This is a genomic window from Streptococcus sp. HMSC36C04, from assembly GCF_001839535.1.
Taxonomy (GTDB): Bacteria; Bacillota; Bacilli; order Lactobacillales; family Streptococcaceae; genus Streptococcus; species Streptococcus hominis.
This window is the reverse complement of sequence record NZ_KV841583.1, coordinates 79497-95053: the sequence shown is the minus strand read 5'-3', so window position 1 is coordinate 95053 and position 15557 is coordinate 79497. Positions and strand designations below refer to the sequence as shown.

At 40.0% G+C, this 15557-nt stretch carries 13 protein-coding genes and 1 tRNA gene; 2 read left to right on the top strand and 12 right to left on the bottom strand.

Translation table 11 applies throughout. From position 1 onward, the window contains the following. Positions 1-131 precede the first annotated feature (131 nt). Positions 132-202: transfer RNA gene (locus tag HMPREF3249_RS02540), tRNA-Cys, on the top strand. Positions 203-415: 213 nt separating this feature from the next. Here HMPREF3249_RS02540 and nusG read toward each other — a convergent pair. From nusG to pbp2a, 4 genes are all read right to left on the bottom strand, one after another. Next, a complete protein-coding gene (nusG, locus tag HMPREF3249_RS02535) occupies positions 416-952 on the bottom strand; it encodes a transcription termination/antitermination protein NusG (protein ID WP_003040842.1) in 537 nt (178 codons plus the stop codon). 144 nt (positions 953-1096) lie between these two features. After that, complete coding sequence (gene secE / locus HMPREF3249_RS02530; protein ID WP_049534599.1) at positions 1097-1273, bottom strand: preprotein translocase subunit SecE; 177 nt, start codon at positions 1271-1273, stop codon at positions 1097-1099. 9 nt (positions 1274-1282) lie between these two features. After that, positions 1283-1435, bottom strand: coding sequence for a 50S ribosomal protein L33 (gene rpmG / locus HMPREF3249_RS09150; protein ID WP_003074882.1), 153 nt, complete (start codon positions 1433-1435; stop codon positions 1283-1285). A 49-nt stretch (positions 1436-1484) separates the two neighbouring features. Next, on the bottom strand, positions 1485-3704 hold the full coding sequence (gene pbp2a / locus HMPREF3249_RS02525) for a penicillin-binding protein PBP2A (RefSeq protein WP_070497119.1): 2220 nt from the start codon (positions 3702-3704) through the stop codon (positions 1485-1487). A 137-nt stretch (positions 3705-3841) separates the two neighbouring features. On the opposite strand from pbp2a, the gene HMPREF3249_RS02520 reads away from it, so the two are divergent. After that, complete coding sequence (locus HMPREF3249_RS02520) at positions 3842-4702, top strand: RluA family pseudouridine synthase (RefSeq protein WP_003041056.1); 861 nt, start codon at positions 3842-3844, stop codon at positions 4700-4702. Positions 4703-4987: 285 nt separating this feature from the next. Here the strand turns inward: HMPREF3249_RS02520 and HMPREF3249_RS02515 are convergent, their stop codons facing one another. From HMPREF3249_RS02515 to HMPREF3249_RS09600, 8 genes are all read right to left on the bottom strand, one after another. Further along, entirely contained in the window at positions 4988-5197 is a 210-nt protein-coding gene (locus HMPREF3249_RS02515) for a heavy-metal-associated domain-containing protein (protein ID WP_059221353.1), read from the bottom strand. Between the two features lie 12 nt (positions 5198-5209). Then, positions 5210-7462, bottom strand: coding sequence for a heavy metal translocating P-type ATPase (locus tag HMPREF3249_RS02510; RefSeq protein WP_059221354.1), 2253 nt, complete (start codon positions 7460-7462; stop codon positions 5210-5212). 3 nt (positions 7463-7465) lie between these two features. Next, complete coding sequence (locus tag HMPREF3249_RS02505) at positions 7466-7933, bottom strand: CopY/TcrY family copper transport repressor (protein ID WP_049534608.1); 468 nt, start codon at positions 7931-7933, stop codon at positions 7466-7468. Positions 7934-8077: 144 nt separating this feature from the next. Continuing rightward, positions 8078-9580, bottom strand: a complete 1503-nt coding sequence (locus HMPREF3249_RS02500; RefSeq protein WP_070867478.1) for a zinc ABC transporter substrate-binding protein AdcA — start codon at positions 9578-9580, stop codon at positions 8078-8080. Positions 9581-9589: 9 nt separating this feature from the next. Continuing rightward, positions 9590-10396: a metal ABC transporter permease gene (locus tag HMPREF3249_RS02495; protein WP_049511898.1), complete on the bottom strand. Its 807-nt coding sequence runs from the start codon at positions 10394-10396 to the stop codon at positions 9590-9592. After that, the gene (locus HMPREF3249_RS02490; protein WP_070867477.1) at positions 10389-11096 is read right to left on the bottom strand and encodes a metal ABC transporter ATP-binding protein; all 708 of its coding nucleotides are present in this window, start codon (positions 11094-11096) and stop codon (positions 10389-10391) included. The genes HMPREF3249_RS02495 and HMPREF3249_RS02490 overlap by 8 nt, the downstream gene beginning before the upstream one ends. Beyond that, entirely contained in the window at positions 11093-11536 is a 444-nt protein-coding gene (locus HMPREF3249_RS02485; protein ID WP_070867476.1) for a zinc-dependent MarR family transcriptional regulator, read from the bottom strand. The genes HMPREF3249_RS02490 and HMPREF3249_RS02485 overlap by 4 nt, the downstream gene beginning before the upstream one ends. A 306-nt stretch (positions 11537-11842) precedes the next feature. Next, a partial coding sequence (locus tag HMPREF3249_RS09600) for a Spy0128 family protein (protein ID WP_257369085.1) occupies positions 11843-15557 on the bottom strand: 3715 nt, incomplete at its 5' end.

Genomic DNA, 15557 nt, shown 5'->3' with positions numbered 1-15557 from the left:
GTCTTCTGTGTTGCACTTCATTTTACAACAGGGCGATTAAATTTAATCGGAAAACACTAAAATTTTACAAAGAGAAACCAATCTACACTCTTGACGAAAACGATTTTTTAGGATAAAATAATAAACGTTGTGGCGGTATAGCCAAGTGGTAAGGCACGGCTCTGCAAAAGCTTGATCGTCGGTTCAAATCCGTCTACCGCCTTCCGTAACCTGATTTAACAGGAATTAACCGAATGAAAAGCCCGTAAAATCGGGCTTTTTTATTTTTTTGTTCGGTTAAATTAGGTCAAATATAATAAAATTGGTGGGTGAATTTGAGACAAACATTTTCAACAAGAGTTTATTTTTCATCAAAATAGCACAAAAAGTGAGCTAAACCAATAACTATAAAAATTGATTTCTAGCTCACTTTTTATTATAATTCAGCAATTTGGTTCAGATTTACTTCGGCAACTGTATCATTTCCGAATAGCGAAATAATCATTTTAACTTTGTTGTTGTCAATTTCGGTGATTTTACCCGTATAATCTGCAAAAGCTCCGTCAATAATCCGAACTGTATCGCCAACTTTCACATTGATGTCAAATTCTTGAACGGTTTGTCCCATTGAAATCAAGATTTGGCGGATTTCTTCTTCCAATAGTGGTGTTGGTTTGGAGCGGTTTCCGTGCGAGCCAACAAAGCCTGTTACGTTTGGTGTGTTCCGTACGACAAACCACGCTTCATCTGTCATCACCATTTCTACCAAGACGTAACCTGGGAAGCGATTTTCTTCAACTTCTTTGGTTTTTCCATTTTTCTCCACTTGTACCGTTTGCGTTGGGATTTCCACGCGCAAAATATTTTCCAACATATTATAGGTTTGTGCACGTTGTAAAAGATTTTCTTTTACTTTATTTTCATATCCTGAGTATGTCTGCAAGACAAACCAGCCTTTATCAAAACTGTCCATCGTTCTTCCTTTCCTAAATAAAAAAGCCTGAGGGCTTCGGTTTCTTTTCTAGCCCTATTATACCACAAAAATGGCAAATGCAATCTTTTTACTACCATTTTTATAATAAAAGCCTACTTGATAAAACAACAAGCAGGCTAAAAATTAAAAGATATTTAACAATCGTACCAAACCTCTTGTGACAAGTAAGTCGAAAAGATAAATAATGACGACAAAGAAAGCTGTATATTCCATGACTGAGATAAAATCTATCCAGCTTTGCTTTCTAGTTGGCCAAGTTGTATCTTTTAATACTTGAAATGTATCTTTAATGAATTTCACAACTTTCTCCTATCTAGTTTCTTTATGAATCGTATATTTACTGCAATGCTTACAATATTTATTTACTTCCAGACGTTTTGGTTTTGGCGTACTACTCAATTTGATTGAATAGTTTCTCGATCCACAAACCGTGCACGCCAGACTCGCTTTTTTTAGTGCCATAACGCCTCCATCTTGTTTATTATATCAGGAAAGCCCATTTTTGACAAGTCTATTGGAACCAACTCTTAACCGTGTCCCAAAGATTCTGTGCTTTTTCAGGAATCTTAGCATCGTCAATTGCTTTCTTAGCTTGGTCAACCAAATTCTTGGCTTTATCTTGCACATCTTTCAAAATATCTGAATTATTGTTACTTTGATTTGCAGTATCATTTGTACCATTCGTATCAACCGGTGCAATGCCATTTTTTGCATAGGCATTTTCGTCACCAAATTTCGTACCATTTGTGTACGGTAAGATACTATTTGCCACACTTCGGAAAATAGCTGAAGCTTCATTGGCACTGGTGCCTGTCAGATAATGATTTTTATCTGTCTTTGGGAAACCTAGCCACTGACTAATCACCACATCTGGTGTGTAACCAATAACCCATTGATCTCCTGATAAATCTGGGTTAAAGTCAGTCTCTGTCGTTCCTGTCTTCCCAGCCATATCATAGCCGTAAGGAGCCGCATAAACACCTGTACCATTGGTAAATGTTCCCAGCATCATACTCGTCATTTTTTCTGTTGTTGAGCGGTTAAGCACTCGCGTTGAAGTTGATTTATGAGTTTTGACTACTTGTCCACTAGCATTTTCAATTTTGGTAATCAAATGAGCATCATTCATAACACCATTATTGGCAAAAGTCGAGTAGGCTTGTGCCATTTGTAGCGGATTGGTTGTTACGCCACTACCGAGAGCCACCCCAAGAGTCTGATCCACTTTATCCATATTCAAGCCAAATTTTTTACCATATTCAAAAACTTTTTTCAGTCCCAACTCATTAGCAGCAGCAACCGCTGGAATATTTAAGGATTGCGCTAAAGCCTGATACATTGGCACAGTCGGACTGGATTGAATCCCACCATAGTTGTTCACGGTGTAATTTCCGTAAGTCGTTGTGCTATTGTCCAACTCTTTATTGATGGACCAACCTGCTGCAACTGCAGGGCTGTAAACCGCCAAGGGCTTAATAGTCGAGCCAGGGCTTCTTGAAGATTGTGTAGCATAGTTAAAACTTCTGAAATTGGCACTCGTACTATTGATTTGCCCGACAAGCGCGCGAACACCTCCAGTTTTAGGGTCAAGCGCTACACTACCCGATTGGGCTCTTGTCCCATCGGCTGCTTGCGGGAATAAATCTTCGCGATCATAGATGACTTGCATGCTAGCTTGGTAATTCTGATCTAGCTCCGTGTAAATACGATAGCCGTTATTAACAATATCGGCTTCTGTCAAACCATAATCTCGAACTGCTTCATTGATAACCGCATCAAAGTAAGACGGATAGCGATAATCTGCCGATTTTCCTGTGTAAGCATCTACCAATTGACTGCCCAAACCATTCGCTGCTGCCTGATTGGCTGTTGCTTGATTGATATAGCCAGCAGCTACCATATTTTGCAGAACGGTATTGCGCCGATTGGTTGCATTTTTGATAGAAGCAATGGGATTGTATAGCTCCGGTCCTTTAAGCATTCCTGCTAAGGTAGCTGCTTGATCTAGTGTCAGCTGGCTAGCAGATACGCCGAAATATTTTTTAGAAGCATCTTCTACTCCCCACACACCATTCCCGAAATAAGAATTATTGAGGTACATGGTGAGAATCTGATTTTTACTATATTTCTTGGTTAATTCCAAGGCGAGGAAAAATTCCTTTGCTTTCCGCTCAATGGTCTGATCCTGAGATAAGTAAGCATTTTTGGCTAATTGTTGTGTAATGGTAGAACCACCACCAGAACGTCCCGCTGTCAAAATCGCCATGATAAAACGACCGTAGTTAATCCCACTATTTTTATAAAAAGAACGGTCTTCTGTCGCAATGACAGCATGTTGTAAATTCGGGCTAATCTGGGACAATTCTACGTAAGTTCCCTTTTGCCCTGACAAACTTCCAGCTTTTTTGCCGTCCTTATCATAAATAGATGTCGTTGCTTTCAAAGCATTCTGCAAATCATTCACATTAGTGGATTTGGCAACATAAAAGAGATAACCTCCTGTCACCAAACCAAAACCAAGTCCCAAAATTAAGACAATCTTTGTCAGGTGATAGCGACGCCAAAATCGACGAAATGGGTGTTGAGAAATCGGCTTTTTCCGACTTTTCCCAGATCGGCTCAAATGCGGCTCAGATTCTTCAACCTCTGTCACCTCTTGATGCTTGCGCTCAGGACTTTCCTTTTTAAAATGATTCACTACTATTTCAAATAACTCACTTAATTTTTTCATATCCTTATTCTATCACCTTCTCCATATCCAGACAAGAAAGGACCTCTTATCAAGCGTTTAGTTTAGAAAACTTTAAGAAATTATTTAATCTCGAGCTGCTTATTTTCAATCATCGGCTATTTTGTTACAATAACTATATGCAATTTACGATTACGATTCCACAAGGTTTACCAGAAATGACAGTCAAAGAGCTGCTGGAAGAACATTTTTTGATTCCACGAAAGATTCGCCATTTTCTACGCATTAAAAAACACGTCTTCGTCAACCATGAATCAATCAATTGGCAGAGTATTGTCCATCCACATGACGAAATTACGTTGATTTTTGACGAAGAAGATTATCCACAGAAATCCATTCTCATGGGAAATGCTAGTCTGGTGGAAGAATTATACCAAGATGAACACATCACCATCGTCAACAAACCCGAAGGCATGAAAACACATGCCAATGAACCAACGGAGCTGGCACTTTTAAATCATGTCTCTGCTTATGTTGGAAATACTTGCTATGTCGTTCATCGCTTAGACAAGGAAACAAGCGGAGCTGTTCTTTTTGCGAAGAATCCTTTTATCTTGCCAATTTTAAATCGATTGCTAGAAAACAAGGAAATTTCGCGCGAATATTGGGCTTTGGTACAAGGAGCATTTCCCAAAAAACGTCAAATCTATACAGATAAAATCGGGCGTGACCGTCACGATCGGCGAAAACGGCTAGTGGATAACAAAAATGGTCAATACGCTGAGACCCATATCTCAAAGCTAAAAGAATTTGAAAACAAGACGCTCGTCAGCTGTCAACTTAAAACTGGGCGAACTCATCAAATCCGTGTACACCTTGCTCATCATGGATACCCCATTATCGGCGATCCATTGTACAATCCGCAAAAAGCAAAGCGTCTCATGCTTCATGCTCATCGTTTAACTTTCACACATCCTTTTACGCTTGAAAAAATTAGTGTTGAAGTCAGCTCTCAAAGCTTTGAGAAAGGATTGATTTAAAAAATAATGGGAGTGGAACAGAACTAAAAATTTTCGATTTTTAGTTCGTGGTCCACCCCCGCAAGGGTAATTATGTGCTCTTCCGAGCTGGAAAAGCGAACAGCTTGGATACTTGCTTCGCAAGTTTTATCTGCCACCTCAAAGCAGTGCTTTAAGCAATCATAGTGGCTTGCTGTGCAAGGCTGATTTCCCGCCTTCAACAATTCAGTGAATTGTTGAAGCTGCGTTATTCGTTTATTACTAATTCTAATAGAAGCTGGGACACTTTTTGCCCAGCCTCATTTTTTATGCAACATTAACAACTTTATAAATCGTTTTAGCCAGAGTAACTTGATAATCTTCTGCACTGTATGCATGATTGGTGGTTACAGTCGCAACCTTTGTATCTAAATCAATTTGAACGTCCGATACACCTTCCAATTTTAGGAAGTGCTCGGTGACATGCTTCACGCAATTTTGGCAAGATATATTTTTTAAAGTAACAATTTGTTTCATGATGAACTCCTTTTATGATTCTATTTTAAAGCGCCGTAAACGCAGCGCATTGGTGACGACAGAAACCGAGCTAAAGCTCATGGCAAGACCGGCTAGCATAGGATTGAGCAGCGGACCGCCAAATACATATAAAAGACCCATTGCGATTGGTATTCCTAAGGTATTGTAGGCAAAAGCCCAGAAAAGATTTTCTTTGATATTTTTAATCGTAGCCTGACTGAGGCGAATGGCTGTCACCACATCTAAAAGGTCGCTGTGCATCAAAACAATGTCGGCTGAGTCAATAGCCACATCCGTTCCAGAACCAATAGCAATCCCGACTTCAGCTTGCACCAGAGCAGGTGCATCATTGATTCCATCACCCACCATGGCAACCTTTTCCCCCTGCACTTGCAAATCCTTGACGACATCTGCTTTGCCGTCTGGAAATACTCCTGCAATCACTTGATCGACACCAGCTTCTCTTGCGATAGCTTGAGCTGTTTCCTCACGGTCCCCTGTCAACATCACAACTTCTAAGCCCATTTTTTGCAATTCAGCAATAGCTTTACGGCTATTTTTTTTGATTGGATCAGCAACTGCTGTAATTCCGACTAACTTTTTATCTACTGCGACAAACATGGCCGTCTTTCCTTGATGAGATAAGGAAATCAAGTCAGAGATATGTTCTCCGAGCTCGACTTGGTATTGTCTCATCAAGCTTTCATTCCCGATTAAAATTTCTTGAGCTTTTACTTGAGCTATAATCCCTTTACCTGAGATTGCTTGGAAATCCGTTACCGGTGCCAAAGATACGACTTCATCTTGAGCGGCTTCCAAAATTGCTACCGCCAATGGATGTTCTGAATGTTGCTCACTACTTGCAAGCAAATGTAGCAATTCCTCCCGTGTGACATCACCAAAAGTCAACACATCCGTCAAACTTGGTTTCCCTTCGGTAATCGTACCTGTCTTATCCAGAACGACAACTTCTACCAAATGAGCCGCTTCAAGAGCCTGTCCCGACTTAATCAAGACGCCATTTTCAGCTCCTTTTCCTGTACCTACCATAATAGCCGTCGGAGTTGCTAGCCCAAGCGCGCAGGGACAAGCGATAACCAATACCGCAATAAATATGGAAAGTGAGAATTGCAGGCTTTCTCCTGCCAGAAAGTACCACAACAGAGCTGCTAAAACTGCCAAGCCCAAGACAATTGGTACAAAGTAGAGCGAGATCTTATCTGCCATAGCCGCAATAGGCGCTTTCGAGCCTTGTGCCTCCTCTACCAAATGAACAATCTGAGCCAAGGTTGTGTCTGAACCAACTTTCGTTGCTTCATAGTCAATAGAACCCGTCTGATTCATAGTGGCACTCGTAATCACATCGCCCACATTTTTTTCGACAGGAACACTTTCCCCTGTCATCATAGACTCATCTACATAAGTTTGTCCAGAGATAACCACACCGTCAACTGGCGTACGCTCTCCCGGCTTAATCCGTACAATGTCTCCAACCTTGATGTCTTCTGTATCAATTGTGACGACTTCGCCATAACGAATAACCGTTGCTTGATTGGGCACCAAACTCATCAAACTTTGAATCGCTTGCGAAGTTCGTCCCTTGGCATTGGCTTCCAGATATTTCCCCAGTAAAACAAGAGTGATAATCACACCAACTGATTCAAAATACAACTGGTATACAAAAGTATGATGCCCCAGTAAAACTTGAACGACCGAGTACAAACTATACAGAAAGGCTGCACTCGTTCCTACAGCAATCAAACTATCCATGTTCGGATGCCGTTTTGCCAAATTCCGAAAACCACGTACATAAAAACCGCGACCAACCCAAATCGCTGGCAAAGTAAGGAAAAACTGCGCCAATACAAAGGCAATGGGATGCGTCATGTGACCTAAAAAGGAGGGCAACGGCAAACCAATCATGCTCCCCATTGAAATATAGAGGAGTGGCACGGTCGCTCCTGCCGCAAACCAAATCTGACGTGCCATTTTGCGCACGGTTTCTTCTTTCTCTGCAGCCTGTTTTTCATAATCCGACTGCTTTTGTTCCCCTTTTTCTACCGCTTGGTAACCTGCTTCTTTCACAGCCTCTAAGACTTGCTCGCTTGCAAATCCTTCTTTTGGAAAAACTGTCAATTTTTCCGTCGCCAAGTTCACCGTAGCTTCCTCAACCGTTGGAAGTTCCTTGACAACCATTTCAATGGTCATCGCGCAAGCTGCACAGGTCATGCCGAATAATTTATACTCTTTTTTGTCTTTTTCCATTTCTTACTCCGCCATTTTGGATTTATTCGTATCATCTTGACAATGCGCGCCACAAGTACATTGACCTGGTGGACAATTACATTGAACTCTTTTAGGAGCTTGTACCTGCTTTTCTTTTACAACATCTAGGATTCGAGACAAATCCGTTTGACTGAATTGATTGCTTTCTAGTATTGAAATCACTAAATCACCATGCTTGGTATTGCACATATTGTCAAGTAAGGTCCGCCAACTATTTTCCAAATGCTCATCTTCTAAGATCAGAGCATCATAGTAAAACTTGCCCTCAATCTTTTCCATTGAAATAAACTCTTTGGTCTTCAGGCGATTCAGCAAGGTTTTGACAGTAGCCGGTTTCCAATCGAAATCAGCTTCTAAACGCTCCACCACCTCAGTACTTCTGCTATGAGGATACGCCCACAAAACACGCATAACTTGCCATTCTGCCTGACTGATATTTTGTTGTTCCATTTTGTTTCATCTCTTCTCTGATTACAGTTGTAATTTTCAATTCTTTTATAGTTTACATCTGTAATCAGAATTTGTCAAGCAAAAAAATCGAGAAGATTTACTCAACTCGATTTTTCTCTTTCTGTATTGAAATTCATACCTTCATCAATGCGCAAGCATTTCTTGGGCGATTTCTTGTCCGCTTAATTTCGTTGGATAGTAAGTTGGCCAATTTTCCAATTCGTTAAAGAGGGCTTCTTGGCTTTCACCACCGTAGAAAATGTGGAAGTGTGCTGCTTTCGTTGGGGCGATATTATGGTCGCTAAATTGAACATATTTATACTTACCTGCGTCAGGGTCTGTCGCTTCAAACATGAAGCGCACGCCACGATTACCTTTCGAATACGTCAAAGTGTGTTTGCCGACATATTTGTAAGTATATTTCTTCTTTTGCCCGTTTACTACAAATTCCATGGTCTTATCTGTGATATTGATATTAGACACATCTGTCTTATAGCCTTTTTCATAATAGGCTTTGTACTCAGCTGCTGTCATCTTACCACTCAATTTTGCCTTGTAATCAAAGACTTGGTCTAAAGTTCCGTCTTGCAAATATGGATAGACAGATTGCCATTGACCAGCGTAGTCAGACAAAGTACGGTCTTTGACAGCACTATCTTCAAAGTAACCGTTTTGAATGGTCTTCGTATTTTCTTCTTTTTCAGCAGAAATTTCAGCGCCCTCTTGGTCAGTTGTCTTCTTCAAGGCTTTCAAGTTTGATTGCATGATTGAAATGTAATCTGCTCCATCTTTTGTTTGCTTTTCAGTCAAACTTTCAAGCGGATTAAGGACATCTAACTTCACACCTGTTTCTTTTGCCAATGTAGAAGCCAATGCTTGAGAAGCATTTTCTTCAAAATAGATATACTTAATATTGTTTTTCTTAATATATTTTGTCAATTCAGCTAAACGCGCTGCTGAAGGCTCACTATCTGGTGAAAGTCCTGAAATAGGAACTTGTTTCAAACCATAATCCAATGCAAGATATCGAAAAGCAGCATGTTGCGTTACAAAACTTTTTTGTTTTGCATTTACTAAACCAGTTGTATATTCTTTATCCAGAGTTTCTAATTTCTTAATGTAGGCTGCTGCGTTTTTTTGGAAAGTCGCTTTCTTATCGGGATAGCGTTTACTTAAGCTGTCACGAATATTTTCCACCATTTTAATAGCACGTTTTGGTGATAACCATACATGAGGATCGTATTCATGATGATGTCCTTCTTTACCATGATCATGATCTCCTTCCTCTTCTGTACCAGGAAGTAGCAACATCTTCCCAGTCGCCTTCACCACATTCACTTTACCTTTTTTCAAGGTTTTAAGCAATTTTGGCACCCAAGTTTCCATGTTTTCATTTTCATAAACGAAAGTATCTGCATCTTGAATCGTTGCGACAGCCTTAGCAGAAGGCTCATATTCATGTGGTTCTGTCCCTGCACCGATTAGCAACTTAACATTGGCAGTATCACCTGTCACTTGCTTGGTAAATTCATAAACTGGGTAAAATGTTGTCACAACATTTAGCTTCCCATTTGCACTTTTTTGATTGGAACAAGCCACTAAAAAGAGACTTAGTAAGCTTGCTACTAATAGACCAATTTTCTTCATTTTTCACTCCTATTTGATAAATTTTTTTAATAGATTCACTAGTAAAAATACGCCGACAAAAATAATGGTAATACTTGCGCTGGCTGGCGTTTCAGCATAGTAAGAAATATACAATCCAGCAATCATACCTAAAAAGCCGATGATATTTGCCAACAAGATAACGGATTTAAAGTTCTTGCCCAACCGCAAGGCAATACTTGCCGGCAAAACCATAATGGTTGATACCAGCAACGCACCTGCCGCTGGAATCATGAGGGCAATGGCAACACCTGTCACAATGTTAAACAGAATGGACATGGTGCGCACAGGCAAACCGTCCACAAAAGCTGTATCCTCATCAAAGGTCAAAATATACATTGGTCGAATGAAGAGGAAGGTTAATGCCAGCACGATTGCCGCAATGATAAAGAGTGAAATCACCTGCTCCGTACTAATCGTGACAATAGAGCCAAATAAATACTGATCCAAACTCATAGAACTGGAACTCTTGCCCCTACTCATCACAATCAGAGCAATGGCAAGTCCTGTTGACATCAGAATTGCTGTTCCGATTTCCATGAAATCCTTGTAGATTGTCCGCAGGTATTCTAAGAAGACTGCCGCAATGATAACAATCACTACCGTTGAAATCGTAGGTGAGATGCCTAGCACCAAGCCAAAAGCAACCCCTGAAAGCGACACGTGGCTGAGCGTATCACTCATCAAACTCTGACGCCGCAAAATTAAAAAAGTTCCTAACACAGGCGAGAACAGACTCATGGCAATTACGGCCAGAAAAGCCCGCTGCATAAAGTCGTAAGCTAATAAATTAAACATGGCTCACCTCCTCCTTGTCACTTTCGTGAACATTGAAGCACCGCCATGGCGAATCTTGATTTCGCACCAAATGAATATTGCGGTCCGCATATTTTCGGACTTCCTCCGGATTATGCGTAATCATCAGCACAGCCTTGCCATGCCGATGTGCACTATGGTGCATCAAATCATAAAATTCATCCTTGCTGCCAGCATCCATCCCCGTTGTCGGCTCATCCAAGACAAAAATATCCGGATCCGAAGCAAACATGCGCGCAATGACTGCCCGTTGCTTTTGCCCACCCGAAAGCGAGCCAATCCGCTTGTCTCGATGTTCCCACATGCCAACGGCGTCCAGACTGACCTTGATATGTTCTTCATCATGCGCATTCAAACGACGAAACCAGCCTTTACGTGGATACCGACCCGATTTAACAAATTCATAAACAGTACTGGGAAAACCCGCATTAAAACTAGCGATTTGCTGTGGCAGATAAGCAATCCGTAATTTCTTGCCAGCTGTATTCGTCTTAGAAATCGTCACCTTTCCAAATCGAGGCTGCAAAATTCCAAGACTAGCCTTGATCAAGGTCGTTTTTGCTGCTCCATTTTCACCTGTCAAAGTCACAAACTCACCACTATCCACATAATAGTTAATATGCTCCAGCACAGGCTCCTTATCATAATAGAAGGACAAATCTTCAACTGTGATATATCTCATTTTCCGATTTCCCCCACTAAGGTTTCTAAGAATTGTTGAATAGTTGCTTGCTCATCAGAACTATATTGATTGGCAATTTTTTCGTAAATTTCCAATGTATGCTGATGATGATGATGATGCTCCGCAGCAACTGGCTTCGCTAATTCTGTCAACCGATAAAAAATAACACGCGCATCTTTCACATCTTTAAAAGGTTCCAACATTTCTTGCTTAATCAATGACTTGATGGCCTTTGTTACCGCTGCCTGGCTAACATTTAAGCGCTTCGCCAACTCTGAGTTTGTCAAAGATTCCTCAGACAACAACATCAAAATATGCTCTTGAGTATTGGTCAATGGCATACCACTCGTGCAAGATCCAATCAAAATCTCATGTTGATTCTCGGATTTTAAAATGATTTCATTTAAAAAACGATCAATTTCATGTGCTAGCTGACTCATTTTTCTCCTTTTCTGATTAACCAGTTAATTCTTTACTAGTTAAGTATATCATAAAGAAAATAAGAGTCAAGTGAAAATTTCAGCGCCTTTTTCATAAGAAAAGCCTGAGAATCACCTCAAGCCTTTATATAGCTTCTTTCGCGTTCGTTTTTTCCACGAAAATGACTTCAATTCTTCCATTGCTTCTCACACCATTTTCTCCCCTAAACATCAAAAAGGAAATCTAAAGAGAGACTCCATTTCTTGAGAGAATTCTCACTAGATTTCCAATTTTAGACTTATAGTTTTTCTGCAACCTTGATTTTATCAAGATTTCTTTTTGATGAGATAAACTGCACCGATTAAGGCGATAATTCCAATGAAAATAGCTAACGTATGAATGACCGTACCTGTCTTCGGTAAGTCCTTCTTCGGTGGAGTATAGCGATTTTCAAATGTCTTGATGTTCTTGTCGTAACTTACTTTGGCAACCAAATGACCATTACCATCATCTGTGACAGTTACCGTCACCTTAATCACTTTCTTATCATAAGTGATTCCTTGAAGTTTTGTATCCTTCTCGGTGATTGTGTAGTGGTAAGTGCCAGCTTTCGTATACTCAATCGTATCGAAAGTGACACTGCCATCTTGAGCATTCTTCTTGCTTTGAGTAACTTTATCATCTTGGCCTTTCAATTCAAACTCAAACTCGCCATCTTTCAAAGCACGACCTGTCAAGGCTTTCTTAACAGAGAGTTGTGCGTTTGTTTTTGCAGCGGAATAAGTGTTCTTGAAGGTCTGATCATCTTTTTCATAAGCAACTTTTGTTACTAAGCGGCCTTGACCATCGTCTGTAACAGTGACTGTCGCTTTGATCACTTTGGTGTCATATTTCACGCCACCGAGTTTCGTATCTTTTTCGGTGATGGTGTAGTGATAAGTACCCGCCTTAGTATACTCAATGGTATCGAAAGTGACGCTACCATCTTGTGCATTTGTCTTCGTTTGGCGAACTTGATCGTCTGTACCAGTCAGTTCAAATTCAAATTCCCCTTCTTTGAGGTTACGACCTTCTAATAGCTTCTTAGCAGAAAGAGTCGCAGTTGCTTTATCTGCTGAATAAGTATTCGTGAAGGTGTTTTGGTTGTTTTCATAAGCAACTGTTGTATGTAGTTGACCTTTACCATCATCCGTGACAGTTACCGTTGCTTTAACCACTTTGGTGTCATATTTCACACCACCTAAAGTACCGGCTTGTTCCTTAATGGTATAAGTATAAGTTCCAGCTATTTTGAATGTCAACTCTTTGAAGGAAATCTTACCATCTTTAGCGTTCTTAACGGTTTCCACCACTTTACCGTCTGGGCCAATCAAGTCAAAGGCAAATTCATTCTCTTTCAATTCGCGACCCGTTAGCACTTTGTTCGCTTCTAATGTCGCAGTTGTTTCCTTAGCAAGGTAAGTATTGCGGAAGGTTGGATTAGCTGTATCATAAGATACTTGAGCAACTAGCTGACCTTTGCCATCATCAGTGACTTTTACAGTTGCCTTGATTTCTTTCTTGTCGTAAGTTACACCGCCTAATCCATTGTCTTTCTCTTTGATGGTGTAATGATAAGTGCCAACTTTTGTATAGTCAATCGCATCAAAAGTGACACGACCATCTGCTACATTTTTCTTCGTCTGACGAACGTTGTCATCAGATCCAACTAATTCGAATTCAAACTCTTGATCGTTTAATGCACGACCTGTCAGTTCTTTGGTCACGCTTAGTTGTGCACTAACCTTTTGACTAGAGTATGTATTGTTGAAAGTTTGGTCATTGTTTTCATAGGTTACTTTTGAAACAAGCTGACCTTTACCATTATCAGTGACTTCAACTGTTACCTTGATGGTCTTGGTGTCGTAAGTCACACCACCCAATCCTGTGTTTTTCTCTGTAATGGTGTACTTGTGGGTACCAACAGTTTGATACTTGATTGCATCAAATTGAACCTTACCAGCTTTATCATTCTTCTTGGTTTGAAGAACATCTGCCTTGCCATCTTCTTTCAGATCAAAACTAAACTCGCCATCCTTCAAAGCACGTCCGGTTAATTTCTTCGTGACAGAGAAAGTAGCATCGGTACCTTTGGCAGTATATTTATTTGTAAAGCTTTGTTTAGAAATTTTATTCTTACCGCTCTCGTCAAAACCGAGGTAGACGATATTGTAAATCAACTGTCCATCCTCTTCCTGTTGAACACGAATGGTAACCTTAATTGGTTGTTTATCGTAGTCAACACCTGGAACCTTACCAGCTTTCTCTTTGATAAGATAGTTATAGAGACCAGTCTTGGTGAACTTAAGAGCTGTGAAAGGAATCGTACCATCCGCTTTATTTTTAACTGTTTCAAGTAGCTTGTTTTGTCCATCGTACAATTCAAACTCAAACTCGGCATCTTGTAGATTTCGACCCGTTAAGGCTTTTGTCACCTGCAGTGGCACTGTGATTTCTTTTGGTGTGAACGTATTCTTAAAGGTCGTTTTACCACCGTCATAAGTCACAGTAGTACTTAGCTTCCCTTTACCATCATCCGTTACTTTAACTGTGACTTTGACTTTGCTCGAGTCATAAGTAACTCCTGTCAGACCATTATTTTTTTCTGTAATGGTGTAGTGGTACTCACCTGCTTTGTCGTAGTTAATAACTTGGAACCGAACTTTTCCTTGGGCATCATTTTTAGCCGTTTGAAGAACATCTGGTTTACCATCTTCCTTCAACTCAAACTCAAACTCGTCTTTTTGTAGCTGACGGCCTGTCAGAATTTTATTTACCTCTAATCGGGCAAACGTTTTTCCTGGAGTGTATTGGTTGATAAAGGTTGGATCCTTCGTCTCCTCACCAGCTTTCGAATAAGTGATCTTTGTAACTTCAAGCTTTCCTCCCTTATCTTCGACAGTTACAGTTGCCGAGATAAGATTCGGTTCATATTCAACTCCTGGAACATCACCAGCCTTTTCACTAATGGTATAATGATAGATTCCTGCTTTAGTATATTTAAGCTCTTTGAATTGAACCTTACCATCAGCCGTATTTTTTACAGTTTCTAAAATCTTTTTATTTCGTTGTAGATCTTTGAGTTCAAATTCAAATTCACCTTCTTGAAGAGGACGACCTGTTAAAACCTTTTTCACCTCTAACTTAGCAGATGTTTTAACTGGAGTATAGCGATTATTGAAAGTTGGTTTTTTAATTTCTTCTCCATCTGTCATATAAGTCACTTTGCTAACTTCAAGTTTACCGGATTTCTCCTTGACTTCTACTGTTACCGTGATAAATTTTTGGTCATAGGTAACTCCTGGTGCAGAACCTTTGTTCTCTCGGATAAAATATTCATAAGTTCCTGCTTTAGTATATTCCAATGATTTGAAATTGACCTCACCATTGGCGTTATTTTTAACAGTTTGCAAGATTTTACCGACAGTTGGACTAACCTCAGTATTATCAACTAAATCAAACTCAAACTCTTGTGCTTTCAGTTTGCGACCAGTCAATGCTTTCTTAACAGAGAGTTGTACATTTGTTTTAGTAGCTGAGTATGTGTTCTTGAAAGTTTGATCATCATTTTCATAGAAAATTTCAGAATTCAGTTTTCCTTTGCCGTCATCTGTAACTTTGACAGTAACTTTTATTTCTTTCGAATCATAAGTGATACCACCTAGACCATTGTTTTTTTCTTTAATAGTGTAATGGTATTCACCTGCTTTAGTATATTCAATCCGATCGAACTGGACTTTCCCGGCTGCAGTGTTTTTCTTCGTTTGGTGAATATGATCTTCCTTACCAGTCAACTCAAACTCAAACTCGTCTTTTTGTAGCTGACGGCCCGTAAGAACTTTGTTCACTTCTAATCGAGCGAAAGTCTTTCCTGGAGTATAGCGATTCTCAAAAGTTGGTTTTTTAGTCTCCTCACCAGCTTTCGAATAAGTGACCTTTGTAACTTCAAGTTTTCCTCCCTTATCTTTGACAGTTACAGTTGCCGAGATAAGATTCGGTTCA